This window comes from Xylanimonas allomyrinae, from assembly GCF_004135345.1.
Taxonomy (GTDB): Bacteria; Actinomycetota; Actinomycetes; order Actinomycetales; family Cellulomonadaceae; genus Xylanimonas; species Xylanimonas allomyrinae.
In genome coordinates, this window is sequence record NZ_CP035495.1 from 1,122,406 (window position 1) to 1,135,582 (window position 13,177).

Annotated in this window: 9 protein-coding genes and 1 pseudogene; 4 read left to right on the forward strand and 6 right to left on the reverse strand. The window is 74.0% G+C overall.

All coding sequences use genetic code 11. The annotated features are described in order from the left end of the window. Window positions 1–3: 3 nt before the first annotated feature. The 4 genes from ET495_RS05090 to ET495_RS05105 all read right to left on the reverse strand — a co-directional run bounded on the left by ET495_RS05090 (window position 4) and on the right by ET495_RS05105 (window position 5,354). Window positions 4–849 carry a type 1 periplasmic-binding domain-containing protein gene (locus tag ET495_RS05090; RefSeq protein WP_245993321.1) on the reverse strand — a complete coding sequence of 282 codons (846 nt, stop codon included), beginning with the start codon at window positions 847–849 and terminating at the stop codon, window positions 4–6. Next, on the reverse strand, window positions 846–2,060 hold the full coding sequence (locus ET495_RS05095) for a WxL protein peptidoglycan domain-containing protein (protein ID WP_129203156.1): 1,215 nt from the start codon (window positions 2,058–2,060) through the stop codon (window positions 846–848). The genes ET495_RS05090 and ET495_RS05095 overlap by 4 nt, the downstream gene beginning before the upstream one ends. Before the next feature lie 70 nt (window positions 2,061–2,130). Then, entirely contained in the window at window positions 2,131–3,951 is a 1,821-nt protein-coding gene (locus ET495_RS05100; protein ID WP_129203158.1) for a purple acid phosphatase family protein, read from the reverse strand. A 128-nt stretch (window positions 3,952–4,079) separates the two neighbouring features. Next, window positions 4,080–5,354 carry a HupE/UreJ family protein gene (locus ET495_RS05105; protein ID WP_245993322.1) on the reverse strand — a complete coding sequence of 425 codons (1,275 nt, stop codon included), beginning with the start codon at window positions 5,352–5,354 and terminating at the stop codon, window positions 4,080–4,082. Between the two features lie 227 nt (window positions 5,355–5,581). Here ET495_RS05105 and ET495_RS05110 point away from each other — a divergent pair, with 227 nt between their 5' ends. Genes ET495_RS05110 through ET495_RS05125 form a run of 4 tightly spaced genes read left to right on the forward strand, consistent with a single transcriptional unit; the run spans window position 5,582 to window position 9,642 of the window. Then, window positions 5,582–6,331 (forward strand): peptidylprolyl isomerase, encoded by a 750-nt coding sequence (locus ET495_RS05110; protein WP_129203160.1) that lies wholly within the window; start codon window positions 5,582–5,584, stop codon window positions 6,329–6,331. Then, window positions 6,328–7,944, forward strand: coding sequence for a DUF349 domain-containing protein (locus tag ET495_RS05115; RefSeq protein ID WP_129203162.1), 1,617 nt, complete (start codon window positions 6,328–6,330; stop codon window positions 7,942–7,944). Before ET495_RS05110 ends, ET495_RS05115 begins: the two co-directional genes overlap by 4 nt. Before the next feature lie 57 nt (window positions 7,945–8,001). Beyond that, complete coding sequence (locus ET495_RS05120) at window positions 8,002–8,553, forward strand: hypothetical protein (protein WP_129203164.1); 552 nt, start codon at window positions 8,002–8,004, stop codon at window positions 8,551–8,553. Window positions 8,554–8,562: 9 nt separating this feature from the next. After that, window positions 8,563–9,642 (forward strand): DNA polymerase domain-containing protein, encoded by a 1,080-nt coding sequence (locus ET495_RS05125; RefSeq protein WP_129203166.1) that lies wholly within the window; start codon window positions 8,563–8,565, stop codon window positions 9,640–9,642. 7 nt (window positions 9,643–9,649) lie between these two features. Here ET495_RS05125 and ET495_RS05130 read toward each other — a convergent pair whose 3' ends face one another. Both ET495_RS05130 and ET495_RS05135 read right to left on the reverse strand, forming a co-directional pair. After that, a complete protein-coding gene (locus ET495_RS05130; protein WP_129203168.1) occupies window positions 9,650–10,783 on the reverse strand; it encodes an ATP-dependent DNA ligase in 1,134 nt (377 codons plus the stop codon). 57 nt (window positions 10,784–10,840) lie between these two features. Beyond that, a pseudogene (locus ET495_RS05135) lies at window positions 10,841–13,164 on the reverse strand (RelA/SpoT family protein). Between the last annotated feature and the right edge of the window lie 13 nt (window positions 13,165–13,177).

A 13,177-nucleotide genomic window follows, 5' to 3' on the forward strand; every position in this document is an offset into this window, starting at 1 on the left:
AGGTCAGCGCAGGTCGAGCACGATGCCCGTGACGCCGTGCAGCACGCTCGCCACGCCGGCCCCGATCGCCTCGGCACCGCGCGCGGCCGTCACCGTGGCGGGGTCGCGGTCGCCGTCGGTCGCCAGACCCGTGCCGCGGAACGTCGCGCCGGGCCACACGACGGCCGTGACGTTGTCGGTGGGTTCGCCGAGCTGGGCGCCCAGGACGAGGAACTGCTGGTCCAGGTGCTGGGCGGTCAGCAGCGCGAAGACGTCCACGACGCCGTCACCCGCCCCGACGATCAGGTCGGGGGCGTCCGCGGCGGCGTGCTCGAGGCGGGCGGCCACCTCGTCGTCGCCGTGCGCGGTCAGCGTCGTCAGCGCGACCTCGTGCGCCGCGGCGTACCGCGTCACGGCGGCCGCGAGCGTCGTGGTGGCCGGGTCGTCGCCCTCGGTGACCAGCACCATGCGGTAGCCGGCCGCGGGCACGACGCCGTCCCACGAGCCCGGCTCGGGCGAGACCGTCGACTCGGGCGCGGGCGTGGGCGTGTCGCCCAGGAACCCCGCGCCGAGGGGGCGCGGCGACGGCCCCGGGGCGGGCCGGTCGGGCGCCGCCGACGGCGCGGGCGCCGCCCCGGACGGGTGCGAAGCCGCAACCCGGGCCACGTCAGCGGCCGCGTGCGGGGAGCAGCCGGATACCAGGCCCGTTGCCAGGCCCGACGCCACAGCGGCGGCCAGCGCCACCGTGGCCGCGCTGCGGCGCCCGGCGCGCGAGACCCGCACCTTCGCGTCGGCCCGGCGGGTGGCGGCGCGCCGTCGCCCGGCGGCAGCCGGGGCGCCGCTCGGCGCGGAGGCCCGGTCCGCGCTCATGCACCGCGCTCCGGCGTTGCGCGGGGCGCCGCCCCGGCGAGGGCGTCCACGCCCTCGGGCCCGGCCTCCGCTCCAGGCCCGGCGTCCGCTCCGGGCCCGGCGTCCGCCTCGCGTTCGGCGTCCGCCTCGCGTTCGCGCAGCGCCGCGGCGACGGCGGTCTCGACCCGTGCCGACTCCGCGCGCCGACGACGTCGGCTGCGGACCACGAGGAGCACCGCGAGCGCGGCCAGCAGCACGAGCGCCGCGAGCGCCGTCCACGGCACCGCCCACCCGGCGGCGGTCGCGCGGGCGCCGTCGACGCCGGGCGTCCGCCCTGCGACGTCGGGCAGACGCGGCGAGAGCGCGACCGTGGCCGTGACGTGGACCAGGGGCCACACGTGCGCGACCGGAACCTCGACGTGCCACGTCTCCCCCGGCAGCAGCTCGGGCACGTCGGCCGCCGCCGCGTCGGCGCGACCCAGCCCGAACGGACCGGCCACGGAGACCGCCTGCCCGGCCGACAGGCGCACGTTGCCGGTGTTGCGGACCGTGTAGGAGACGGTCGCGTCGCCCGGGACGAACGGGTCGGCGGTGCCGTCGTAGCTCACCCGTGTGTCCTCGATCGCGACGGAGGGCGCGAGGTCGCCGTGCACGCGCAGGTGGATCCGCACCCCGAGGCGCCGGTCGACCGACACGCCCTCCTCCTGGTGCGGGCGGGGCAGCGAGGTGACGATGGCGCCGACGTGGTCGCCGGGGGTCGCGTCGCCGGGCACGGTGAGGGTGAACGGGACCTCGGCGTTCGCCCCGGCCGCGATCGTCACGTGCCCGGTACCCGGGGCGACCCAGGCGCCGACGTCGGTCGACGTCTCGGCGCGGGGCAGCACGTCGAGCTGCCCGCTGGTCGTGGTGAACCCGTCGGCGGCGTACACGTCGAGATCGAGCGGCTGGTCGCCGTGGTTGGCGATCACCAGCGTGTCGGTGGCGGACGCGCCCGGGTCGAGGTCGAAGGCGAAGCTGCCGCGCTCGGCGCCGTCGGCGCCGGACGCGGTGCGCACGCCCCAGGTGACGTCGTCCTCGGGCGCGGTGCGCGCGGCGGCCGCAGGCGTCGAGCCGGCCGGCAGGAGCGCCCCGGCGGCGGGGGCGGCGGGGGCGAGGAGCGTCGCGCCGGCCAGCAGGAGCGCGGCGACGCGCGCCGCGGCGATGGTGTGACGCCGTCGAACGGGGGCGTGCATGGATGTCCTCTCGCGGTGGTGGGGTGGCCGGGGCGGTGCGCTGGTGCGCGTTCCCGCCCCGGCCGGTGCGTCAGCTCAGCGCGGTCAGCGTGAGCGTCGCGGTGTAGGTGCCGTCGGCGACGTCACCGGGGACCTTCAGGTCCAGGTCGGCGCCGAGCCGGCCCGTACCGCGGTCGTGGCCGGCCACGGCCGAGGCCAGCGTCGACGACACCGACAGGCCGGCGCCGCCGTCGTCGAAGCCGGAGACCACCTTGGCGCCCGCGGTGGCACCGCCGCCGGGCTGCGCCAGGCGCGGGGTCCAGCCGAGGTTCGAGCCGGCGAAGGTGGACTCGCCCGAGGTGAAGTCGCTCACCTGCGCCGAGACCGACCAGGCGGCGCCGGAGCGGCGCGTGTCGGTCACGGTGATCGGGTTGATCGCACCCGACGCCACGAAGTGGTCGCCGGACTCGACCGCCGTGCCGAGGTCGACCAGGCCGTTGCCGCCGTCGATGCTCCAGGCGAACTCGCCGGGCTGACCCTTCGGAACCTCGACCTGCAGGCGCTGGTCGGCCTGCTCGGCGCGACGCAGCGTCACCTGGTCGACGACGGAGTTGACGGGCTTCTCGTCGCCGTTGGCCTGCGAGCGCAGCGTCTTGACGGTGATCGCCTCGTCCTTGACCTCGACGGCGGTGTAGTTGCGCACCTTCTCCTGGTTGGAGGCCGACAGCCACCAGAAGCCCTGCGGCTGCAGGTCGTAGTACTTCGAGCCCGACGACGAGTTGCTCGTCACGTACAGCACGCCGCCCGGGCCGGCCACGACCTGGTCGGCGCCCGGCTGCTCGGCGGCGTCGGCCTTCTCGCCGTTGCGGATCAGGTACGAGCGCGCGTACGAGTGGTCGTGGCCCTGGAGCACCAGGTCGATGCCCAGGTCGGAGAAGAGCGTGGGCCACACGTTGCGGCGGTCGGCCACGTCGCTGTCGGTGGCGTGCGGGCCCGGCGAGTAGATCGAGTGGTGGAAGGCGACGACCTTCCACTTCGCCTCGTCGCCGTGCTCGGCCACGACGTCACGCACGAACTTCTCGTGCGAGGCAAAGTCGCGGCTGTTGGAGTTCAGGTCGATGAACAGCACGTCCTTGTAGGTGAAGTAGTAGTCGCCGCCCGAACTGGTGGCGTTGCCCGGGCCGGCCGCACGGTCGGTGTTGGGCGTGTTGAAGTGCTGCTCGTACGCCTTGTTGCCGACGTCGTGGTTGCCGTTGGTGGCCACGAACGGGATCTGGCGCAGGGCGTCCGGGGTGAGGAACGCGTCGTACTCGTTCTCGTTGTCGGCGTGCTCGACCTGGTCACCGGCGGAGAACAGCATCTCGGCGTCCGGGTAGGCCGTCGTCGCGACGTCGAGCGTGTCGGCCCAGCCCGCCGCGTCGCTCGCCACGTTCCCCGACGACCCGATCTGCGGGTCGCCGAAGAACAGGAAGTCGAAGTCGCCCGAGAACTCCTGGGTGCGGAACGTGTACACGTCCGACCAGCTGCCCTCGGCGCCCACACGGTAGGCGTACTGGGTGTTCGCCTTCAGGCCGGTGATGGTCGCGAAGCGGTTGTACTCGCGGCTCGTCGTCGCACCGCCGCTCGCGGTGAACGTCGTCGTGCCCTTCGCGGGGAACACGCCGTCGGCGACCGCCGCGGAGGGCGCGACCTGCACGACCTGGGAGGTGTCGGCGGGCGTGTACCAGGCGAGGTTGCGCTGCGACTGGTCGGCGCCGATCCCGAGCACCAGGTCGGAGACGTCGGGGGTCGCCGCGACGGCGGGGCCCGCCGCGAGGGTCGTGCCGCACAGGGCGGCGAGGCCCACGAATGCGGCCGCCACGCGCGGGCGTCGGTGCACAGGCCGCGGGGCCTGCGTGTCGTTTCTCTCCATGAGAGTGGTTCCTGTGCCTTTCGGTTCAGGGTGGATGCGCGATTGCGCACCCACAACCTCGCGTGCCCGGATGAACCAAGACTGAACGGTCAGCAACCGTTATCTAGACACCGTCGAAAGTCTCCTCGTCACAGTCCGAGCACCCGCTGGACGAACCAGACGAGCCCCATGACCGCCACTCCCGCCGCGACCACGCCGCCCGCCACGCGGCCGGTGCGCGGCGCACGGCGGCGCAGGAGCGTCAGCAGCGGGAAGACGATCGCGATGATGCCCAGCTGCACCACCTCGATGCCGACGTTGAACACCAGCAGCGACCACAGCAGCGTCCACGACCACGGCTCGTCGATGCCGAGCGCGCCCGCGAACCCCAGCCCGTGCACGAGCCCGAAGCAGAACACCACGCCCAGGCGCAGCCAGTCGGCGCCGTCGAGCAGCGCACGCGAGCGCTCCGGCTCGAGCCGCGCGACGACGTCGCGCCGCCGGCGCAGGTTCCACAGGTGCCAGGCCGCGACCACCGCGATCGACAGCGCGATGACAGGCTCGACGACGGCGCCCGGCGCGTGCACCGTCCCGAGGGCGGCGAGCAGGAACGTGATCGAGTGCGCGAGGGTGAACGCGGTCGCGGCCAGCACGATGTCGCGCAGCCGTCGCGAGCCCACGATGAGCGCCAGCAGGAACAGGACGTGGTCGATGCCGGTCAGCAGGTGCTCGGCGCCCAGCACGAAGAACTCGCCGAAGCGCTGGCTCCAGGTCTGCCCGGTCGAGAACTCGGGGCGCCCGGCGTCGAGCGCGGCCGACCCGCTGCGCCCGTCGATCTGGTAGGTCACGATCGTCGTCGTGCCGCGCACGTACCCTTCCCCGTCGGGGAACAGCGCACTGCGCACCACGTGCCCGCCGGGGCCGTGCGCGCCCTGCGCGGCCGGGCACGCGTGGTCCAGCGAGAGACGCACGTACGGCACGCCGTCGCGTTCGTGCACCGTCATCGCACCCACCTGCCGCGGCGCGCACGCGCGGCCGTCGGTCGTCACCTGGAACCTGCCGGCCACGTAGCCGACCACCGGCTCGGCGAAGCCGGACAGCGCGCGCGCCAGCTCGGCGTCGTCGGCCTGCGCCTCGAACGGCGCCATCGCCGCGTCGAAGAGCTCGGGCGCGTGCTGGTTCTCGGCCGCCGAGACCACCAGCAGGTCGTACTCGAGGTCCAGGTCCGTGCGCACCGTGACGTCGTCGACCGCCGTGACGTCCGCGTACACGGTCGAGGAGAAGCCGTGGGCGTGAGCCGGTGCCGCGGTCGGCACGACGGCGCCGACCACGCAGGCAAGGACGGCGGCAAGGGTGAGCAGGGGGCGCGCAGGGCGCGCGACGCCGCGAGCGCGCCGCGGCGGGCATGAGTCGGAGAGGGTCACCCGCGCACTGTGACGACACGCGGTGAACGACGCGGGTCAGCGGGGTGAAGACCGGGCGAACACGACTCTTCGGGCCCTGGCAGCCACCTCGCGCACCGGCACCCGCACCGAACGCGCTCCGTGCGCGTGTGACCTACGCCGCGGCGCCTAAACTGTGCAGCGCGCGCGTTCGCGCGCACCCGTCGGCCGCCGAGGCGGCCGGTCCACGCAGTCCGGAGGAGCACGGTTTGGCGTCCACCAAGCGCGAGCGCGAGCTCGCCCAGAAGCGACAAGCCCGCTGGGAGGCGAAACAGGCGCGCGCCCGCAGGCGTCGGCAGGTCGTCGCCGCGAGCGTGGCGGGCGCCCTGGTCCTGGCCCTGACGGGCGCGGTCATCGCGATCGGCCTGAACGACGACGACACCCCGTCGTCGGCCGCCACGACCACGCCGACGCCCGCCCCGACGCCGACGGTCGCCCCCCCGGATCCGTCTCTCGCCGAGAACCGCACCTGGACGTCGACGATCGCGACGTCGCAGGGCGACATCACGGTCGAGCTGTTCGGCCAGGAGGCCCCGCAGGCCGTGGCCAGCTTCGTGACCCTCGCGCAGCAGGGCTTCTTCGACGGGACGCCGTGCCACCGCCTGACGACGGCCGGCATCTTCGTCCTGCAGTGCGGCGATCCTACCGGCACGGGCTCTGGGGGCCCCGGCTTCGAGTTCGGGCCCATCGAGAACGCCCCGGCGGACGACGTCTACCCCGCGGGCACGCTCGCAATGGCCCGACGTGGCGGCGACGGCGCGTCGATGGGCTCCCAGTTCTTCCTCGTGTACCAGGATTCCACCATCCCGTCCGACAGTGCGGGCGGGTACACCGTGTTCGGACGGATCACGTCCGGCCTGGACGTCGTCCAGGCAGTCGCTGACGCGGGCGTGACCGGCGAGGGCTCCGACGGCCCCCCGGCCAAGCCGGTCACCATCGAAGGAGTTGACACCAAGTGAGCGATCCCGCTGCTGCCACGAACGACCTCTCGCCTGCCGAGGGCGTCGTCGAAGGCGAGGTCACCGTGACCACGGACGCGCCTGTCGCCGACGCGCCGGTCGCGGACGCGCCGGTCGCCGAAGAGCCGGTCGCCGAAGCGCCGGTCGCCGAAGCGCCGGTCGCGGACGTGCCTGCCGCGGACGTGCCTGCCGCGGACGTGCCTGCCGCGGACGTGCCTGCCGAGACTCCCGAGACCCCCAAGCCGGTGGCGCCCAAGCCGTCGGGCCTGCCCAAGCCGTCGTCGCTGCGCCGGCCCGCCCCCGTGGCCGCCGCCGAGTCGGCGCCCGTCGTCCCCCCGGCCCTCGACGCCGCCGCGGTCACGGCCGCCGAGGCGTTCGGCCGGGTCGACGACGAGGGCAACGTCTACGTCCGGGAGGCCGCCGGAGAACGCACCGTCGGCCAGTTCCCGGGCGTGACGGCGTCGGAGGCCATGAGCCTGTACGTGCGCCGCTACCTCGACCTCGCGGCCAAGGTCACGTTGTTCGAGACGCGCCTGTCGAGCGCCGACCTGTCCATCAAGGAGATCGACCAGACCCTCGCCAAGCTGGGCGAGGAGACGGCCGAGCCTGCCGCCGTCGGCGACCTGGACGGCCTGCGCTCGCACGTCGAGGCACTGCGCGCGGTCGCCGCCGAACGCCGCGCGGCCCTCGACGCGGCGCGCGCCGCGGCCAAGGCCGAGGCGATCGCCTCACGCACCGCGATCGTCGAGGCGGCCGAGAAGATCGCCGCCACCGACCCGCAGCGCATGCAGTGGCGCCCCGCCGGCGCCGAGCTGCGCTCGCTGCTCGAGACGTGGAAGGAGGCGCAGCGCACCGGCCCGCGCATCGACCGCGCCACCGAGGAGTCGCTCTGGAAGCGGTTCAGCCACGCCCGCACGGCGTTCGACCGCGAGCGCCGGCACTACTTCGCCGAGCTGGAGCAGCGCAACTCCAGCGCCAAGTCGGTCAAGGAACAGCTCGTCGCCGAGGCCGAGGCGCTGTCCTCGAGCACGGACTGGGGTGCCACGGCGGGCGCGTACCGCGACCTCATGACCCGCTGGAAGTCGGCGGGCCGGGCCGCGCGCCGCGACGACGACGCCCTGTGGGCCCGGTTCCGGGCGGCGCAGGACGCGTTCTTCGCTGCCCGCGACGCGCAGAACGCCGCCGTCGACGCCGAGTACGGCGCGAACCTCGCCGTCAAGGAGGAGATCCTCGTCGAGGCCGAGGCGCTGGTCCCGATCCGCGACCTCGCGGCGGCCAAGACGGCGCTGCGCGGCATCCAGGAGCGCTGGGAGGCCGCGGGCAAGGTGCCGCGCGGCGACGTGCAGCGGGTCGAGGGGCGTCTGCGAGCGGTCGAGCAGGCCGTGCGCGACGCCGAGCAGGCCCAGTGGGTGCGCACCAACCCTGAGACGCGGGCACGCGCCGAGGGCGCGGCGGCGCAGCTCGAGGCCGCGATCGAGGGCCTCGAGGCGGACCTCGCGCGGGCGCAGGCCGAGGGCGACAAGCGCAAGGCGGACGAGCTCGAGACGGCGCTCGCGGCACGGCGTTCGTGGCTCGAGCAGGTGGTGCGCGCGGCCGAGGAGTCGCGCGGCTGACGCACGCGTCCACAGGCGGGCTCCGTGCCCTCGGCCACGCGACTAGCGTCCGGGGGCATGGAGCCCGTCCTCGTCTCTGAGCTGCTTGCACCGCACGGCCCCCCGCCCGTCTACCGGCCCGTCGACGTCGGCGGACCCGCCGCCTGGTTCGACCTGCTGCGCCGCGGTGCGCTGCGGGCGGTGACCGACGAGGTGTCGGTGCCCGCGCTCCGGCGCGTGACGCCCCAGGTGCGCGCCCGTGCGATCGCGTCACGGGTGCCCGCCGGCCACGTCGTGTGCGACGCCTCGGCGGTGTGGGTGCACTGTGGCGGCCGCCCGCCCGCGCGTCTGGACGTCGCCCGGCGCGCCGGCACCCGGCGGCTGGCGTCGGACTCTGCCGAGATCGGGGGCGTCCTGGTCACCACGCCCGTTCGCACCGCCGTCGACGTGGCGGCGCGGCTGGAGACGGAGCAGGCGGTCGAGCTGCTGCTCGCCCTCGCGGCGGCCGGCACCGACCTCGCCGCGGTGGGCCGCCGGCTCGAGGGCCGCGCCCGCGTCGTGGGCCGGCCGGCGGCACGGGTCGCGCTGGACGCGGCGCGAAGGCTCGCCGCGGGCGGAGCAGGCGCCTAGCGTGGACGCATGGCCCCGTCTGCCGCGCCTGCCGTCGAGCTCGACGCCGGCGGTCGCACCGTTCGTGTCTCGAGCCCCGACCGCGTCGTGTTCCCCGCGCGCGGCCTGACCAAGCTTCAGGTCGTCGAGTACTTCCTCGCCGTGGGCGACGGGATCCTCGGAGCGCTGCTGCACCGCCCGACGACGCTCGAGCGTTGGCCCAAGGGGTTCTTCGACGGCGCGGTCATGGCCACGCGCGCCGACGGCCGGGGCGACGCCTTCTACCAGAAGCGGGTGCCGCAGGGCGCGCCCGGCTGGGTCGAGACGGCGACCATCGCGTTCCCGTCGGGCCGCACGGCGGACGAGGTCGCCCCGGGCGAGCTCGCCGTCGTCGCATGGGCCGCCAACCTCGGCACGCTGACGTTCCACCCGTGGCCCGTGCGCCGTGACGACGTCGAGGCGGTCGACCAGCTCCGCATCGACCTGGACCCGCAACCGGGCACCACGTTCGACGACGCGGCCCGGGTCGCGCCCGCGCTGCGTGACCTGCTCGGCGAGCTGGCGCTGACCGGGTACCCGAAGACGTCCGGCGGCCGGGGGCTGCACGTGTTCGTGCCGCTCGCGCCGCGGTGGAGCTTCGTCCAGGCCCGGCGCGCCACGATCGCCATCGGACGCGAGCTCGAACGCCGCCTGCCCGACGACGTCACGACCAGGTGGTGGAAGGAGGAACGCGGCAGCAAGATCTTCGTCGACTACAACCAGATGGCCCGCGACCGCACGATCGCGTCGGCCTACTCGGTGCGCGCCAACCCGCGGGCCAAGGTCTCCGCTCCCCTGACCTGGGACGAGGTCGGCGAGGTCCACCCCGACGACTTCGACGTCACGACGATGCCGGGCCGGTTCGCCCAGGTCGGAGACCTGTTCGCGCCGTTGCGCGCGGACCGCGACCCCGCGCTCGACTGCTCGCTCGACGCGGCGCTCGACCTCGCCCACCGCGACGAGGCCGAGCACGGGCTGGGCGACCTGCCCTACCCGCCGGAGTACCCCAAGATGGCCGGGGAACCCAAGCGGGTGCAGCCCAGCCGCGACCGCGACCGCACGAGGTCGTGAGCGCCCGTCAGGCCGTGCCCGGCGCGCCCGGCAGCAGGGTCGCCAGGTCGTAGCCCACCGGCTCCTCGAGCTGGGCGTACGTGCAGCCGTCCGGGTCGCGGTCGGGGCGCCACCGCACGAACTGGCTCGTGTGCCGGAACCGCGTGCCCTCCATGTGGTCGTAGCCGACCTCGAGGACCCGCTCGGCGCGCAGGGGCGTGAACGACAGGTCCTTGCCCGCGCTCCACCGCGACTGCATCCCCGGGCGGCGCTCCCCCGCCCCAGGCTCCTGCTCGTCCCGGTGCGGTCCCGGCCCCGCGGCACCCACCCACGGATGGTCCTCTTCCGGGGCGACCGCCAGGGGCGCCAGCTCGGCATGCAGCGCGGCACGCCGCGCCGTCGGGAACGATGCGGCGACGCCGACGAACTGAAGGACTCCGGCGTCGTCGTACAGGCCCAGCAGCAGCGACCCGACGAGCGGCCGCTGCGGCGTCGACGTCTTGTGCTCGCGGAACCCGGCGAGCACGACGTCGGCCGTGCGCGCGTGCTTCACCTTGAGCATGGCGCGCTTGCCGGGCTGGTAGGGGTCGGCGAGCGGCTTGACGACGACGCCGTCCAGGCCGGCGCCCTCGAACTCCTCGAACCAGCGGCGCGCGAGGTCCGCGTCCGCGGTGCGCGGGGTCGCGAAGATCTGCGGGCCGGCCAGGCCTAGCGCGTCGAGCGCCGCCAGGCGCTCGGTCAGCGGGCGGCCCGTGAGGTCGTCGTCGCCCAGGGCGAGCACGTCGAAGACGACCAGGCTCGCCGGGACGGCGTCGGCCAGCATCCGCACGCGCGAGGCCGCCGGATGGATGCGCTGCGACAGCAGCTCGAAGTCGAGGCGCGCGCGGCCCTGCCCCGGTCGTGCGAGAACGATCTCGCCATCGATGACGCACTGCGGCGGCAACGCGGTCCGCACGGCCTGCACCAGCTCGGGGAAGTACCGCTGCATCGGGCGCCCGGTGCGTGAGTCGATCCGCACGTCGTCGTCGTCGCGGTAGACGATCGCGCGGAACCCGTCCCATTTGGGTTCGTAGTTCCAGGCGGCGACCGCCGACTGATCGGGGACGACCGCGACAGGTCTGGCCAGCATCGGGAGCACCGGGGGGCCGATCGGGAGCGTCATGCGCTCGATCGTGCCACCAGGGGGGCACGTCGGCCCGCTGCCTGCGCGGCGTGCCCGCTACGCCACGGGCAGGTGCGGTTCCCCCGCCGCCTTCGCGCCCGTGATGCGGTAGACGTCGAACACGCCGTCGACCTTGCGCACCGCGGCGAGCACCTGCTGCAGGTGCGCCGGCTCGGCCATCTCGAACACGTACCGCGACATCGCGATGCGGTCCTGGGTCGTGGAGACCGTCGCGGACAGGATGTTGACGTGGTTGTCGGACAGCACGCGAGTGATGTCCGACAGCAGCCGGGACCTGTCGAGCGCCTCGACCTGGATCTGCACCAGGAAGGTCGTGCTCGCGCCGGTCGTCCACGACACGTCCACGATCCGCTCGGGCTGGGAGCGCAGCCCCTCGACGTTCGCGCAGTCCGCACGGTGGACGGACACGCCCGCGCCGCGCGTCACGAACCCGATGATGTCGTCACCCGGGACGGGCGTACAACACTTGGCCAGCTTGACCCAGATGTCGCCGACGCCCTTGACGACGATGCCCGGGTCGCCGCCGCGCGTGCGGCGCGGCGTGGTCGGCACGCCCGGCACGGCGGCCTCGGCCGTGTCCTCCTCCGTGCCGTCGGCACCCCCAGCGACTTGACCAGCAGCTCGACGACGTGGGGGGCCGAGACGTGCCCCTCGCCGACGGCCGCGTACAGGGCCGAGACGTCCGCGAACCGCAGCTCGGTCGCCAGCCCCACGAGCGCCTCGTGCGACAGCAGCCGCTGGATCGGCAGGTTCTGCTTGCGCATCGCCTTGGTGATGGCGTCGCGCCCCTGCTCGATGGCCTCCTCGCGCCGCTCCTTGGTGAACCAGGCGCGGATCTTGTTGCGAGCCCGGGCCGACTTGACGAACGCCAGCCAGTCGCGGCTCGGGCCCGACGACTCGGCCTTGGACGTGAGGATGTCGACGACGTCGCCGTTCTGCAGCTGCGAGTCGAGCGGCACGAGCCTGCCGTTGACGCGCGCTCCCATGGTGCGGTGGCCCACCTCGGTGTGCACCGAGTAGGCGAAGTCGACCGGCGTCGCCCCCGCCGGCAGCCCCATGACCTCGCCCTTCGGGGTGAAGACGTAGACCTCCGCGCCGCCGATCTCGTAGCGCAGCGAGTCGAGGAACTCGCTCGGGTCGGCCGTCTCCCGCTGCCAGTCCACGAGCTGGCGCAGCCACGCCATGTCGTTGGTGCGCGGGTCGTCCCCCGGTGTCGCGCCGGAGCGCCCACCGCGCGCCGTCTCCTTGTACTTCCAGTGCGCCGCGACGCCGTACTCGGCCCGCCGGTGCATGTCGTGCGTGCGGATCTGGATCTCCACGGGCTTGCCGCCCGGACCCACGACCGTCGTGTGGAGCGACTGGTACAGGTTGAACTTGGGCATCGCGATGTAGTCCTTGAACCGGCCAGGGACCGGGTTCCAGCGCGCGTGCAGCGCGCCCAGCGCCGCGTAGCAGTCGCGCACCGTGTCCACCAGGACGCGCGTGCCCACCAGGTCGTAGATCTCCGCGAAGTCGTGCCCGCGCACGATCATCTTCTGGTAGATCGAGTAGTAGTGCTTGGGCCGCCCCGTCACGGTCGCCTTGATCTTCGCGGTGCGCAGATCGGCCTGGACCTGCTCACGCACCACCGACAGGTACTCCTCGCGCGCCGGGGCCCGCTCGGCCACCAGGTGCACGATCTCGTCGTACACCTTGGGGTACAGGGCCTGGAAGGACAGGTCCTCCAGCTCCCACTTGATGGTGTTCATCCCGAGCCGGTGGGCCAGCGGCGCGTAGATCTCCAGCGTCTCGCGCGCCTTGCGCTCGGCCGACGACGAGGGGACGTACTTCCAGGTGCGGGCGTTGTGCAGCCGGTCGGCGAGCTTGATCACCAGCACCCGGATGTCCTTGGCCATCGCCACGACCATCTTGCGCACCGTCTCGGCCTGCGCCGCCGCTCCGTACGTGACCTTGTCGAGCTTGGTGACGCCGTCGACCATGAGCGCGACGTCGTCACCGAACTCGGCACGCAGCCGGTCCAGCGAGTAGTCGGTGTCCTCGACGGTGTCGTGCAGCAGGGCCGCCGCGATCGTGGTGCCCTCGAACCCGAGCTCGGCGAGGATGGTCGAGACGGCGACCGGGTGCGTGATGTAGGGGTCGCCGCTCTTGCGGACCTGGCCGCGGTGCGCCTCCTCCGCGACGGTGTAGGCACGCTCGATCACAGACAGGTCCGACTTGGGGTGCGCCGCGCGCACGGCCTGCAGCAACGGTTCCAGCGCGGGGCTGACGCCGCTGCCACCGCCCCGCACGCCGAGCCGCACCAGACGGTTGCGCACCCGCACACCGGTTCCGGGCGTGGCGGTGAAGTTCTCGTCGTTCATGCGCGCCTCCGTC